The organism is uncultured Pluralibacter sp. (genome assembly GCF_913775985.1).
Taxonomy (GTDB): Bacteria; Pseudomonadota; Gammaproteobacteria; order Enterobacterales; family Enterobacteriaceae; genus Pluralibacter.
The window spans coordinates 1-13,266 of record NZ_CAJYMB010000073.1 but is presented as its reverse complement, the minus strand read 5'-3'; the positions used below and the strand labels follow the sequence as shown (position 1 = coordinate 13,266).

Below are 13,266 nucleotides of genomic sequence, written 5' to 3'. Positions count from 1 at the left end.
TGATTTGATGACACGCGCTGCCCTTTATCATCTTCAATAACCGCCACCAGATGCCAGCGGTTGCTGGCCCCTTCACTGCCGTCCCAGGCAGGCATAATAATCGTCCAGCCGTCAGGATCTTTCGGATTGACCGGCGGCGTCAGGCTCAGGGCCTGGGTATCGCCCTGCCAGGTGATGGACTTAATCGCATTGCGGTTGCGCACCTGCAGCTTCAGCTGAACCGTCTCCCCGGCATTAAGATCCCAGGGCGGCGTTGCCAGAAAGACGGAGAGGGTTTTACGCTGGCGATACTCCACCACCGGCAGCTGATTGCGGGTTGGACTGTCGTAGCGGCTGCCGCGCAGCGAGGTAAACGCCGCCACTTCGCTGGATTCCAGCTGTTTTTTCAGCGATACGCCGAAGCGGTAGTTAAGCTTCATGCCGACGGTATTCTGGCTGACCCCGCTTTCACCCTGCTTGTGCTCGGCGGTAAGGGTCATCAGCGGAACGGGGGTATAATTCACCCCCAGAGAGACAGCGACGGGATTACGATAGCCGGTCCCGGTGTGGAATAGATCAACGCTGTCGCCAAAATACTGCTCGAGGCTGAGGCTGGTGTTGACGTAGCGGTAAAACGGCAGCCGCGCCTGGGCCGTGACATCGTAACCGCGCGCCATGCGCTGCTCTTTGAGATCGCTGTCCTTGCGCCAGCTGCCGCTCAGCGGCTGATAGTAGTTTGCGGACAGGCGCAAATACTGGCTCCAGGCTTCGGCACCCAGGCCGCCGCGCTGCAGATTATCGTGCAGCTGGGCATCGTAAAAGGTGTTGTAGCCAAGCAGCCAGCTGCCGGCCACCCAGCGCTGGCCCAGCCCCAGGTTGCTGACGGTGCCCTCATCCTGGCGGGTGAAGCCCACCTGGCTCCAGGTGAGATAGCGATCGTTATCGGCCAGCGGCACAAACCAGTTGCCGTGGCTGCCGGTGAAATTGCCTTTGTCATCCACCAGCAGCTGTGCGCTGGCGTTGCCCCACGGCGAAAGCCACTGGTCGAGCTGCTGATTGACCTGAGAATTCACCTGCTGATTGATTTTATCCAGCGCAAACTGCCGGGCCCGGGTTGTGGTATCCAGCCCGTTATCCACCATACTGGCCTCGCCAAACGCTTTTACCACTTCAGCAAGATGCTTTTCCCGATCGATACTTTGGGGCGCTACCCCGAGATCCGGCAGCTGCTGCGGGTCGCCGCTATCAAAAGGATGCGCAGCCTGCTCGACATAAGTGTCGCTCACGGCGGCAGCGCCGCCCGCGACGGGCAGGAGGATCAGGGGCAAAGCGTGTTTCAATAGCGAGGTAGTCAAAGCGTCAGCGCGTTCCCGTTCAGGCAAAGGCAGTCAGATTGAGATCGAAGGGTAAGTTTACCGACAATTCAGAATGATTACAGCTTTGGGGGAAATTTCAGGAAAAAACCGATAGCTGGTCTACAGTTAGAGTACCCACACATAATGAGTGTTTTTTATGCCACACGTTTTACGCTTCTCTCTCTGCGCCTGGCTGGTTCTGAGCGCCTCCGCCAGCGCCGCCGATCTCTTTATTCTTCAGTCTCCGGCCTTCGCGGATAACGGCATGATGGATGCTAAATTCTCCGGCAATGACAAGCAGAACCCCAACTGCAGCGGGCAGAACAACTCTCCGCCGCTGGTATGGAGCAACACCCCGGTGCAAACCAAAAGCCTGGCGCTGGTGGTACAGGATGCGGAAGGCAATAACGGACTGGGCGTCACCCATTTCGTGGCCTACAACATAATTCCTGCGGCGACCGGTTTTTCGCCAGACGCCATGCGCGATGGAAAAGGCTTTACCGGCGGCAAGAACAGCAAAGGCACCGGCACCTGGTACGGCCCCTGCCCGCCGCCGGGCAAAGGTGCGCACCACTATACGTTCACCCTGATTGCCACCTCGCTACCGCCGGATCTGCCGCCGGGCCTAACCCGCGAGGCGCTGTTCACAAAAATCAGCGGTCACCAGCTTGCCGCCGCGGGACTTGTCGCCCGCTTTGGACAGTAAGCCTCCGCAGCAGTAGCATGGGGACTTTCTGAATATTAAAGGAAGGAATATGCAACGTATTGTGATTGTCGCCAACGGTGCTGCCTACGGTAGTGAATCGCTGTTTAACAGCCTGCGGCTCGCCATTGCCCTGAAAGAGCAGGAGCCGCTGGATCTGAAAGTGTTTTTAATGTCGGATGCCGTTACCGCCGGGCTGCGCGGTCAGAAACCGGCGGAAGGCTACAACATCCAGCAGATGCTGGAGATCCTCACCGCCCAGGACGTGCCGGTTAAACTGTGCAAAACATGCACCGACGGCCGCGGGATCACGCTGCTGCCGCTGGTGGACGGGGTCGAGATTGGCACGCTGCCCGAGCTGGCGCGCTGGACGCTGGATGCGGATAAGGTTCTGACATTCTGATTAAGACAGTGCCGCAGAAGCGATACTTCACCTCTGCGGCACTACTTCCGGCTCTGGTGTCTGTTGCAGCAGGCGCCAGCCGCCATACGTGACACCGTCACCTTAAACTCCCTTCTCTCCCCGGCATTGTCCACATATCGTCTCCCTGATTCTCTTTTCCGGAATAAAAAACGGCGAATGCCTAATTCTCCATTCGCCGTTCAGATCCGCAGCACGAAAGTGCGTCAAAAAACAGACCGCCTGACACATCCCGCTTCTTTACTCAGCCCTGCGCCGGCAGCGCTTTCCCCGCAGGCTGACGCTGCGTGTGCAGCAGGCGATGCCACGCGGTCAGGCCGGAAAGATAGTGCTCCACGTCATCAATGCGCACCCGCCAGGCGTGATGACGAATAAAAAAGCTGCCGACAATCCGCGCCGGGTTGGCGAAAAACATTGCCAGTTCAGGCCAGAAAAAGCCGTTCATCATGTAGCGCGCCCGGTGAGCCAGCGCCCGATCGAACGTCTCCCGGTCAAAATCGTCAAGAAGGTAGCGATGCTCGCTGGCGTCGAGTTTTTCCAGCATCTGCTGCGCCGCCATCATCAGCTCCAGCAGCGTCGGGTAGGTGGTCACGCGATTGAGCACAAAGTCGAGGTGGCCGCTGACGTTATCCAGCCCGAAGCGGAAATAGCGCGCCTCCGGGCAGACCGCTACCAGCTCGTTGACGCAGTAGCTCAGCCAGTGATCGTGAGCGCGCCAGTGCTCCCGGGCGATAAAGCTGTCAAAGGCAAGCTGCACCGTCTCCAGCAGCCACGGCTGGCCGGTAAGCGCGTACAGCCGCATCAGCGCAAACGCCGCTTCGCCATCGTAATAGATGATGCGCTCAACCGCCTTCAGGCTGAGATCCGGATAATTAAGGACGTGGACAAACGCCCCGCTCCGGGGATCCTGCATAAAGCGTAGGGTGCGGGCCAGGCGCAGCATCTGCGGCAGATAGCGACGATCGTCGGTCAGCGCGGTGTATTTCGCCAGCGCCAGGATCGATAGCGCGTTGCCGCCAAGCTTCACTTCGTCACCTTCGTCCACCAGAAAGTCGGCCATTTTGCCGTCCGGCAGCGGCCGGCTGTGGATCAGCGTGCCGGTCAGATAATCCAGCGCGCGCGTAATGGCCCCGAATTCCGCCGGATTGCGGGTGTGCTCCCAGCCTTCCAGCAGCGCGTAGGTAGCGCTGGCGTGGCGCAGGGCGTTATAGCGCGATATTGGACGATCGAAGCAGGGAAACCAGCCGTAGTCGTAGCGGCCGCTGTCGTGAACCTGGCGAGCGAGATAGTCGCTGGCGCTGGCAATGGCCGCATCGAGGTGCTCGCCGGGCCAGTCGTTCAGCTCCCGGTAGCCGGACTCGCGGCCCCGGCTGCAAACAGGATAAATGCGCCCTTCTTCCATAAAAAACGCCGCCGTCTGGAAACGCCAGATTGGCGCGTCATCTTCTTGCGGAAACGCCAGTTCTTCACCAAAGCGCCGCTTGCCGTAGCGGCTCAGGTTGCCATCGTTGAGCCCCGCCACCGGCGTGTCGCTGTGATAGAGAATCGCGTTGCCGGAAATCTCCTGCTCCAGCAGCGCGCGTTCGAACTGCGGATCGAAGCTCAGCCCGAAGCGGAAATAGCTGCGCTTGGTGCGGGCGCATTTGGCTTTCAGCACGGCTACCGTCAGGGCTTCAACGTGGTTAACCACGTCCACCCGCAGCCAGCGCGGCGGTCTGTCGGCATCCAGTTCCAGCTGCCCCAGCGCCTGTCGCCACGCGCCGGCAAAGGTGTCGCCGCGCCCGATGGCTACGGTGGCTCTGGCCTCGGGCTCTCCGGCACTGACAAACAGTACGCAGCCGGGATACGGCGCGGTCAGCGATTCCGCGTGGAGGGCCTTTGCCGCTTCGGCGACGGGCAGCGTCCAGGCCGGCTGGCGATGAAAGTGTATTAGCTCCATTAGCGCTCCCTCAGGGCTTCTTTAGCTTTATTAAAGGGTTTGATCAGATAATCCAGTACCGTTTTTTCACCGGTTTTGATATCCACGTTAGCAATCATGCCGGGTACGATGGCAAACTTTTTGCCGGACTTATTTTTCAAAAAGGCATGTTCGGTGCGAATAAAGACCCGGTAATAGTAGATTTCCGGCTTGGCTTCGTCCTGCATGGTGTCCGGCGAAATGCTCTCCACCACACCGTTCAGGCCGCCGTAAATGGCGTAGTCGTAGGCGGTTATTTTCACCAGCGCGGGCTGATCGGGATGGATAAAGGCGATGTCCCGGGGCGACAGGCGCGCCTCAATCAGCAGCCGGTCGTCCACCGGAACGATCTCCATCAGCTCGCCGTTAGGCGGCACCACCCCACCGAGGGTCGTCACTTTGACGTTTTTAACGATGCCGTTGACCGGCGAGCGCACGGTCATGCGCATCACGCTGTCTTCGCGCCCCTTGATCACTTCCGCCAGCGAGTTGGCTTCGGCGGTGGCCTTCGCCAGCTCTTCCCGGGCCTGAACCCGGTACTGGGAACGGAGATCCAGCAGTTTGAGCTGCAGGTCCGCCCGCTGGCGTTCGAGGCGCAGCACCTCGACGTTGCTGGCCGCACCGGTATTCGCCAGCCGCCGTGTAATTGTCAGCTCGTTTTGCACCGAAGCAACGGCATCGTTAAGCCGCGCCTTCGAGTCGCTGAACTGGCTTTTGCGCATGTTGTAGAGTCGCGTTTCCGAGTTAATGAGCAGCGGCGCACTTTTCAGCTCGTCGGGGAACGACAGCGGCAGATCGTTGACCTCCGCCGACAGGCGGCTGCTGGCGGCCAGCGCCGCCTGATAGCGCGCCACGCTCTCGCCGACGCTGGACTGGGAGCGGGTCGGATCGAGGCGCGCCACCACCTGCCCGGCACTGACTTTTTGCCCTTCGCGGACGTTGAGGGCGACCAGCACCCCGCCGTCCAGCGACTGCAGCACCTGCTCCCGGGAGCTGGGAATAACTTTTCCGGTGCCGGTGGAGACTTCGTCGAGCACGCCAAAGGCCGCCCACACGCCCGCCACCAGCATCAGCGCCCCGCACAGCATCACGATGCGCCCGGAGCGCACCAGCGACTGGTTATCCGGTTCCTCCTCGGCATCGTGACCGGGAAGATGAAGCCGCGGCGCGGCCTCCGCCACATCACCCGCCGCAGCAGGCGTTGGCTGGGTAAGATCAGGCAGGTTTTCTTTCATTCGCTACCGCGCCTCCGTTATCGGAACCCTGACGCGCCAGCGCCTTCTCTTTCGGCATATCCATCACCAGATTGCCCTCTTTCAGCACGAGGACGCGATCGATGATCGACATCACCGCGCTGCGGTGGGTGGCGACAATCAGCGTTCGCCCGGCAAGCCAGCTTTCAAGCCGGGTCAGGAACTCTTTCTCGGTGTGCTCGTCCAGCGAGGCGGTGGGTTCATCCAGCAGGACAATGTTCGGATCCCGCAGGATCATGCGCGCCAGCAGAATCGACTGGCGCTGACCGCCGGAAAGGCCCAGCCCGCCCTCCATGATCTTGTGATCCAGCCCGTGGGGCAGCTTGCGCACAAACCCGGCGGCGCCGGCAATTTCCAGCGCCTCGAAGACGTCGCTGTCCCGCGCCAGCGGCGAACCGAGCATCAGGTTCTCCCGCAGGGAGCCGTGAAACAGCCGGGCGTTCTGGGTCAGCAGGCCGATATTGCGCCGCAGATCCGCCACGTCAATGTGCGGCAGGCTCAGGGAGTCGAGCTTCAGCTCACCCTGGGTCAGCGGGATCCCGCCGATCAGCGCCTGCAAAAAGGTGGATTTTCCGGCACCGTTGCGCCCCAGCACCGCGATACGTTCGCCGGGCTGGATCTCCAGTGCGGCAACACGCAGCGGCACGCCGGGCGAGTCTGGCTGATAGCGGAAAGCGGTATCGGTAAAGCTGAAGTGTCCGTGCAGCACGTCCTGATGCAGGGACTGGGCGTCAAAGCTGTTCTCCACCGGCAGCTGCATAATGCTGTCGATCCCCGATTTCGCCGCCTTCGCCTGCTGCCAGCGCGCCAGTACCCCACAGAGGGCCGTCATTGGCGCCACCATGCGCGATGAGAGCTGCGAGGCGGCAATAATCGCCCCGGTGGTAATATCGCCGTCAATCACCAGCGGCGCGCCAACCACGATCACCACGGCATACACCAGCCCCTGAATGCTCATCCCCCAGGCCAGCAGCCCCTGGGTTACCCGGCGGGTTTTGAGTCCCGACTGGGCGGTAATGCGGATATAGCTGTTCCACTGCTGCAGGAAGTGGTTTTCCGCCTGCATCAACTTGATGTCTTCCAGGCTCTGCACGCTTTCCACCAGCACCGCGTTGCGCAGCGTGGACTCTTCAACGTGATCCCGCGCCAGCGCCGCCAGCCGCTTTTGCAGCAGCAGTCCCGGCACGATCATGACCACGGCCGCCACCGGAGCGATCCACGCGAGCTGAGGGGAGATAATCGCCAGCACCAGCAGGAACAGCAGGAAAAACGGCAGATCGACGATCACCGACACGGTGGTGGAGGTGATCATCTCGCGAATGGACTCCAGCTCCCGCAGCTGGGAGATAAAGCTGCCGGTAGAGCGCGGAATGGCGCTGGTTTTCAGGCGCAGGGCGTGGCCAAACACCCGATCGGAGATGCGCATGTCCGCCTGTTTACCCAGAAGATCGGTTACGTGGCTGCGCAGCAGGCGCATCAGAAAGCCGAAGATAACGGCGATCAGCACCCCGATAAACAGCACGTACAGGGTCGGGTAGGACTGGGCGGGGATCACCCGGTCATATACCTGCATCGAGAACAGGATCCCGGCCATCGCCAGCATGTTGATGATCAGCGACGCCAGCATCACGTGCCCGTAGGGCCGCAGCTTCTGCAGCACCAGGTGGCGCAGCCAGCCGGGGTACCAGGCAGAAATATAGTTTTTGCTGCGGCTGTCTCCGGCCATTGTCGCCGGGCGCAGCGCCACCGCGTAGCGCACTTCCGCCAGCAGCGGCAGCATCGGCAGTACGGTAACCAGATTATCTTCACTGCTGAAGCTGACCCCAACGTTGGATTCGCCGTCAAAGTGCTCGATGACCGCTACCTGCCCGTCTTTGAGCTGCACCACCAGCGGCAGCCGCCAGCCGGACACGGACTCTATATTGCCGTCCAGCATTCTGACGGACAGCCCGGCGTGGCGGGACATGTTTTTCAGCATCGACGGCAGCGGCCGCCCGCGCTGCCAGCGGGCAACGGACTTAACGCTGCCGGGTGAATATGTGAGCCGGTAGTGGCTGGCAACGCGGCAGATAGCCTGCGCCCAGCCGTCAATATTATCTGTACCCGCGGTTGCGGGATTTTCTGCGTCCTGATGATGGCTCATGGCTGGATCTCCACGCCCTGAATTGACCGGTTCTCCAGCGCGAACAGCCGCCGCGTCAGACCCGTATTATAAAGGCAGTCCAGCTGTAAGGTGCGCCACTGGGTTTCAGTTTGCTGCTGCATGAAGCGGGTCTGGTACACCTCCTGCTCGGCGTTGAGCACGTCGAGCAGCGGGCGGTTTCCGAGCCCCAGATACTGCTGCTTGTAGAGATCCTGCGTCTGCTTGTTCAGCGCCAGCTGTTTGACCTGCAGCGCCAGGGTGTGTTCGAGGCTCAGGGCCTCGTTCTGCGCGGACATTAGCTGCTGGCGAACTTCAATCTGGGTGGTTCTGACCGAGGCTTCGGCCGCCTCCAGGCTGTGTTTCGCCGCGTTGCGCCCGGCAGTGAGCCCGCCGCCCTGATACAGCGGCATCTGCACCCGTACGTAGGCGGCGTACTGGGTACGGTCGAGCTGTTCGTGGTTGGCGTAGCGATCGTTGAGATAGTGGGTCACTTCCGGCTCCAGCGAAATGGTGGGCCGCATCTGCGCTTCGGCGCCCGCAAGCTGCGCGCTGGCCTGAGCCATTTGCGCCTGCGCTGCCAGCACCGAGGGCACCAGCGCGTCGTCCACTTTCGCCCGCAGGCAGGATTTACCCACCGCATCGGGAAACCGGTTATCGACCCGGACGATACTGTTCCAGCCGAGATACGAGGTGAGCGTGGCGCGCCAGCGCTCGAGGCTCGCCTGATACTGGGTAAGCGTGGCTCTTGCGCCTTCGATACGGGCGTTGGTTTGCACCACGTCAGACAGAGAGCTTGCGCCCTCGTCGTTGCGCTGCTGCTCCAGCCCGCCGATAGCCTCCAGTGCCGCCAGCTGCTCGCGGGCAATCTGTACCAGTTGCTGATAGCCCTGCACCTGAACCAGCGCTGAGGCGCTGTCGTGGGCGACTTTATCAATGCTCAGCAGCACTTTGGCCTGCTGCTGGGCAAGCGCGCCGTTAGCTTCACGCACCGAACTGTCGACTTTGCCAAAGTCGTACAGCATTTGCGACAGGGAGAGCACCAGCGACGGGCTGTATCCCCCTTCGGTATTGGTATTGGTGACGCTGTTATTAATGCCGCCGCTGATCTGCGGATAATATTTGGCCCGGGCTACGTTAATTTGCTCGGAGGCGTTGAACAGTTTGCCAACTTCGCTGCTGATGTCCGGATACCACTGGACCGCGCGCTCCACCGCGGCGTTGAGGCTCAGCATATCGGGCGCGGAGCCCGGCCCGGGCTGCTGTTGTCGGGAGCCGTCGAGGGCCGGCAGCATGTCTGTCGGAGAGAGTGCCTGCGGGCTGATGCGCGCCGCGTCGGCGGGATCCCGCTCGCCCCAGATGGCGGAGGCGTCGGGCGTGAATACAATAAATGCCAGCGTCAGTGCGCTGGTCATAGCGATGCGATGACTACTCAGGCGACCCATAATGTCTTCCAGCTTCACTTTTATGATCGCCGGTGGCGATCGTTTTTATGTATGAATTACCGAAAATACGGATTTAGCGATGCGCTTCGTCGTCCTGATAAAAGCACCGGAAAGATAACGTTTACGGCTCAGCAAAAATGTCGCCCCGTTCATAGCCGACTGAACGGGGCGCGGTTTACATTCTGCCGGAAGGGTCAACCTCCCCCTTCCGGCATCAACATCAGCCGTGGCCCGATGTTGTGTGATGCTGCATCAGCTCCTCCAGCGAAACCTGCACGTTTTCCAGCGTAATCAGTTCCGTCGGCTGCCAGCTGCTGCCCGAGCCGTCACGATCGATGGATACCACCGTATCGCCCTTCTCGTTGTGCTCTACAGATAAATATTGGCCGAGATTCTGATTATTGCCATCCCATCCGCTCAGTAAGTTGCTGACATCTATATGATCTCCGTCACTAATTGAGAAATCTGTCCAGACGTCATGGCCATTACCGCCGGCAGCATCGCCGTTATCGAGCAGATGGAAGATCAGCGTGTCTTCGCCCGCCTTCATGGTGAAGGTGTCGTCGTAGGCTGAACTGACCATCGTGTCGTTGTAGATGCTGCCCGCCACGTGCGGATGCAAATCAATGGTCAGACTGGCGCTGGCAGTTTCGCCTCCCGGCGTTTTCAGCGTGTAGTCGAAGACCTCTTTTTGCGTCAACGCGTTCATATCGGTGGTGTTGAGCTGGTAGCTGTAGCTGCCGTCGCCGTATACCGTGAGCGTGCCGTACCTGCCGTCAACCTGCTGTGCAGCGGCGGCATTCTGGGCCAGCGTAATGGACTGCCCCTCTGCCTCGCCGAACACCGTCAGCGTGGTACCGACCGACATCACGTTATCCACGTGGTGATCGGAGCCGCTGCCGTCAAACAGGTTGCCGGTAAGCGTCTGCCCGCTGCCGGTGTGGTAATCCACCAGCGATACTTCCGTGCCGTGGACGTTGACGCTGACGTTGGCGGTGCCGGTTATGCCTAAACCACCGACACTTGGCGTCACGGCAGTAACGTGGATTGTGTAATCTCCCCCTGCCAGATTCAGGTTACCCAGCGGTACATCTATCGTCGAACCCGCCAGCAGTCCAGTGCTGGTGTTCAACGCGGTACTGCTGGTGGCAACGGTATGCCCCTGGCTGTCGGTGATGTAGTAGCTCAGCTTCAACGAAATATTCTGCAGAGCACTGTTGTCCGACAAGACGTATTGCAGCGTCATATTCTGCAGCACGTGGCCCGCGCTGACGTTGAACGTGCCCTGGAAGTCCTTGGTCACGTCCTGGTTACGGCTGTTGTTCAGCGCCCCGGCAAAAATCTGATCGTGATTGCTGACCGCAATATCATTGGTAAAGGCAATATCCTTGCTCACCGTGTCGTCCACCGCGCCCAGCGTCGGGTGCTGCAGATTGACGGTCAGCGTCGCCGAGGCGATAGAGCCATCCGGTGCCCGCACGGTGTAGGTGAAGGTTTCCGACTGCCCCACCATTGAGAGCGCCTGCCCGGCCTTCAGCACGTAGGTGTATTCCCCCTGCGCGTTGATAAGCAGCGAGCCGTACTGCCCGACAATGGTCGTAATGTTGGTGGACGACACCACGATACCGTTAACGCTGCTGAGCACGCTGCCCGCCGGGATGGTATCGGCCTCCCCGCCGATGCTGTCGCCGGTCAACACATTGCCGCCGATGCTGTCGCTTTCCGTGGTAACGGCGTGAGTAACGTCTTTATCCAGGTAAAGCGTGTAAAGTCCCGCCGCCGTTACGCCACCGCTGATATTCAGCAGCACCAGATAATCCCCTTCGCCCAGCTCGAGATCCTTATTGCCCGACTGGCCGCCGAGGAGCGCGGTAAACCAGTTTTTCTGCTGGTCGTACAGCTTGTAGCTACCGCTGGTCTGGTCATATTTATAGATATACAGATCGAAGGTCGCGCCAATCATCAGGCCGCCCGCCGCGGCGTGCATGCTGATATTGCGTACCTCATCAGCCCCGACCGAGAGCCGAACCTGATCGTTAAGGTTAAGCACGTTCAGATTCAGTACATCGCCCAACCCTACGCTCAGCAGCGCCAGCCCCGTTTTCGAACTGGTACCGTGGTCGACCATTTCCGGCAGCGCATCAATCTGCAGGGTTGCGCTGTCGTCTACGGTAATCAGCGGCGGCGCTTCGCCGGATCCCAGCGTGATGTTCAGGTGCGCGTCAGAGGTCTGCGTCCCGTCGCTGAGGGTATAGCTGAAGCTCTCCATTTTACCGCTGGCCTCGCCGGCCGGTGCCGTCAGGGTGTACGAGTAGCGTCCGTCGGCGTAGACCGTCAACGTACCGTACTCGCCATAGATGGTGGTGCCGCTGGCCGATACGTCGATGGCCGTCCCGCTGGCGTCGGTTACTTTGCTAACGACCGTCCCTTCGGTAATGGCGTCGTGGCCGTGAACCGCATCGGTATCGGTAATCATATTGCCGCTGATGCTGCCGTGCAGCTGCACCGGACCAGTATCCGTGACGGTCACCGCCACGTTGGTGCTGGATGCCAGCCCCAGCAGCACATTCTGGCTGTAGCCGATAGCGCGATACTGCCCGGCCTCCAGATCGTCCATGTGCAGCGAGACGCGGTTGTTGTCGATAACCGAGATCAGCCCGCGGTTCTGATGGCTGTCGGCGATGGTCTCCCACTGGTCGGTAACGCTGTTCCAGCGCTGGATCAGCACTTCTATTGAGCTGAGGGCATTCAGCAGCGATGCGCCGCTGACGCTTACCTGGATATCCGCCGCGTGGCCCTCGCTCACCGCGAAGTTCACCGCCGCGTTGGCGCTGCCCAGCAGCGACAGCAGGTTACCGAGCGCCCCCACCAGCAGGAAGCCGCTGTCGGTGTGGGTTTCCGTGGTAATGACCGGCGTTTCCAGCATCACCACATCGTTATCCTGCGCCTGGAGCGTATCGCCAACGGTGCCGCCGGGGGCGTCGCCGAGGGTAATCACCAGATTAGCGCTGGACGAGGTGCTGCCGTTGCTCAACACGTAGGTAAAGGAGTCCGTTTTACCGGCGTTCGCCGTTGAGACATTGGCAATGGTGTATTCATAGCTGCCGTCCGCGTGCATGGTCAGCGTGCCGTACTGTCCCTGGATCGTGACGCCCTGGCTGCCCGCCGGCACGGTGACGACTTCGCCCGCGCCGTTGATAACCTGGCTCACCACCGTTCCCGGGGTAACCGTATCGCTGCCGTTACCGTTATCATCGGTAATGGCGTTACCGCTCGCCGTACCGCTGATAACCGGACCGCTGTCCACCACCTGCACATCCACCTGCGTCGAGGAAAGAAGGCCCAGCAGCGGATTATTGCCAAAGGCCACCGCGCGATACTCACCTTCACCCAGTCCGGCAAGATTTACCTCAACGCCCTGGCCGGCAATCACCTGCAGCAGTGACGGATTGCTTACGCTGTCACTCACCGTCACCCAGGATCCCGACGCCGTATCGAAGCGCTGTACCGCGACGTTAAGGTCGCCCAGCGCCTGCACTACGGAGCCGCCCGAGACATTAACGCTGATATCCGCGCTGTGGCCCGCTCCCACGCTGAACTGCGCCATCGCGTTACCGCTGCCAATGCTCAGCAGCCCGCCCAGCAGCCCGACAAACACCGTCCCACTACCGCTGTGGTTACTGGTTTCGGTTGCAATCGACTCGGTGACGGAGAGTTTGACTGCGTCGTCTTTGGCGTCGACGTCGGAGTCGGAATCACTATCAGAGTCCGAGTCGCTATCCGAGTCGGAGTCGGAGTCGCTGTCCGAATCAGAATCGCTGTCAGAGTCCGAATCGCTGTCCGAATCAGAATCACTATCCGAGTCTGAATCGCTGTCCGAATCCGAGTCACTGTCGGAGTCTGAATCGCTGTCGGAGTCCGAGTCGCTATCTGAATCAGAATCACTATCCGAGTCTGAATCGCTGTCCGAATCCGAGTCACTGTCGGAGTCAGAATCGCTATCAGAGTCCGAG

The 13,266-nt window shown here is 60.5% G+C and carries 8 protein-coding genes; 2 read left to right on the top strand and 6 right to left on the bottom strand.

The features are described from left to right. On the bottom strand, positions 1-1,307 hold a 1,307-nt coding region (locus QZ766_RS07800; protein WP_297199761.1), incomplete at its 3' end, for a YchO/YchP family invasin. 184 nt (positions 1,308-1,491) lie between these two features. Here QZ766_RS07800 and QZ766_RS07795 point away from each other — a divergent pair. Together QZ766_RS07795 and QZ766_RS07790 are read left to right on the top strand one after the other, a co-directional pair. Continuing rightward, positions 1,492-2,040: a YbhB/YbcL family Raf kinase inhibitor-like protein gene (locus QZ766_RS07795; protein ID WP_297199758.1), complete on the top strand. Its 549-nt coding sequence runs from the start codon at positions 1,492-1,494 to the stop codon at positions 2,038-2,040. A 49-nt stretch (positions 2,041-2,089) separates the two neighbouring features. Further along, a complete protein-coding gene (locus tag QZ766_RS07790; protein ID WP_297199755.1) occupies positions 2,090-2,440 on the top strand; it encodes a DsrE/DsrF/TusD sulfur relay family protein in 351 nt (116 codons plus the stop codon). A 262-nt stretch (positions 2,441-2,702) separates the two neighbouring features. Here QZ766_RS07790 and QZ766_RS07785 read toward each other — a convergent pair whose 3' ends face one another. The 5 genes from QZ766_RS07785 to QZ766_RS07765 form a co-directional block, all read right to left on the bottom strand. Next, the gene (locus tag QZ766_RS07785) at positions 2,703-4,397 is read right to left on the bottom strand and encodes a Mur ligase (protein ID WP_297199752.1); all 1,695 of its coding nucleotides are present in this window, start codon (positions 4,395-4,397) and stop codon (positions 2,703-2,705) included. After that, positions 4,397-5,503, bottom strand: a complete 1,107-nt coding sequence (locus tag QZ766_RS07780; protein WP_297199763.1) for an HlyD family efflux transporter periplasmic adaptor subunit — start codon at positions 5,501-5,503, stop codon at positions 4,397-4,399. Before QZ766_RS07780 ends, QZ766_RS07785 begins: the two co-directional genes overlap by 1 nt. A 127-nt stretch (positions 5,504-5,630) precedes the next feature. Next, the gene (locus QZ766_RS07775) at positions 5,631-7,811 is read right to left on the bottom strand and encodes a type I secretion system permease/ATPase (protein ID WP_297199750.1); all 2,181 of its coding nucleotides are present in this window, start codon (positions 7,809-7,811) and stop codon (positions 5,631-5,633) included. Next, complete coding sequence (locus QZ766_RS07770) at positions 7,808-9,253, bottom strand: TolC family outer membrane protein (protein WP_297199748.1); 1,446 nt, start codon at positions 9,251-9,253, stop codon at positions 7,808-7,810. Before QZ766_RS07770 ends, QZ766_RS07775 begins: the two co-directional genes overlap by 4 nt. Before the next feature lie 220 nt (positions 9,254-9,473). Beyond that, a partial coding sequence (locus QZ766_RS07765) for a BapA/Bap/LapF family large adhesin (protein WP_297199745.1) occupies positions 9,474-13,266 on the bottom strand: 3,793 nt, incomplete at its 5' end.

What these genes read in the sequence shown, in the direction of transcription:
- QZ766_RS07795 (WP_297199758.1), top strand. Translation starts at nt 1,492, where the DNA reads ATGCCACACGTTTTACGCTTCTCTCTCTGCGCCTGGCTGGTTCTGAGC.
- QZ766_RS07790 (WP_297199755.1), top strand. Translation starts at nt 2,090, where the DNA reads ATGCAACGTATTGTGATTGTCGCCAACGGTGCTGCCTACGGTAGTGAA.
- QZ766_RS07785 (WP_297199752.1), bottom strand. Translation starts at nt 4,397, where the DNA reads ATGGAGCTAATACACTTTCATCGCCAGCCGGCCTGGACGCTGCCCGTC.
- QZ766_RS07780 (WP_297199763.1), bottom strand. Translation starts at nt 5,503, where the DNA reads ATGCTGTGCGGGGCGCTGATGCTGGTGGCGGGCGTGTGGGCGGCCTTT.
- QZ766_RS07775 (WP_297199750.1), bottom strand. Translation starts at nt 7,811, where the DNA reads ATGAGCCATCATCAGGACGCAGAAAATCCCGCAACCGCGGGTACAGAT.
- QZ766_RS07770 (WP_297199748.1), bottom strand. Translation starts at nt 9,253, where the DNA reads ATGGGTCGCCTGAGTAGTCATCGCATCGCTATGACCAGCGCACTGACG.